Origin of the sequence: Oceanospirillum linum (genome assembly GCF_001995095.2) — a bacterium.
In the GTDB taxonomy this organism is placed as follows: domain Bacteria; phylum Pseudomonadota; class Gammaproteobacteria; order Pseudomonadales; family Halomonadaceae; genus Oceanospirillum; species Oceanospirillum linum.
Window position 1 is genome coordinate 1 of sequence record NZ_MTSD02000099.1, and the last position, 440, is coordinate 440.

Sequence of the window (440 nt, forward strand, 5' to 3'; positions counted from 1 at the left end):
ATTCTTCGCGGATGCCGGAAAGTTCTGCACGGGAGAGCACCAGACGGGCGCGATCGATAACCGGACCGTCCACCATCTTGCCGTTCAGGGAAACCACGCCGAGGCCTTCGCGAGCGGCGGCTTCAGCGGCTTCTACGACGCGTCGGGCGTGATCCACTTCTTTCTGGGTCGGTGCGTAGAGGTTGTGCAGCAGATCAATCTGACGCGGGTTGATCAGCGATTTGCCGTCAAAGCCCAGCTGTTTGATGTGGGCGGCTTCTTGCAGAAATCCGGCTTCGTTGTTAGCGTCGGAATAGACGGTATCGAACGCCTGAATACCCGCAGAGCGCGCGGCCTGCAAAATGGAACAGCGTGCGAACAGCAGTTCAGTTCCTTCCGGGGAGCGTTCTGTACGCAGGTTGCGCACATAGTCTTCTGCACCGAGGGCGATACCGATCAAA

1 protein-coding gene is annotated in these 440 nt (G+C 58.6%); it reads right to left on the minus strand.

Going from position 1 to position 440, the window contains the following annotated elements:
• On the minus strand, positions 1-440 hold a 440-nt coding region (locus tag BTA35_RS16815), incomplete at both ends, for an aldolase/citrate lyase family protein (protein ID WP_161489891.1).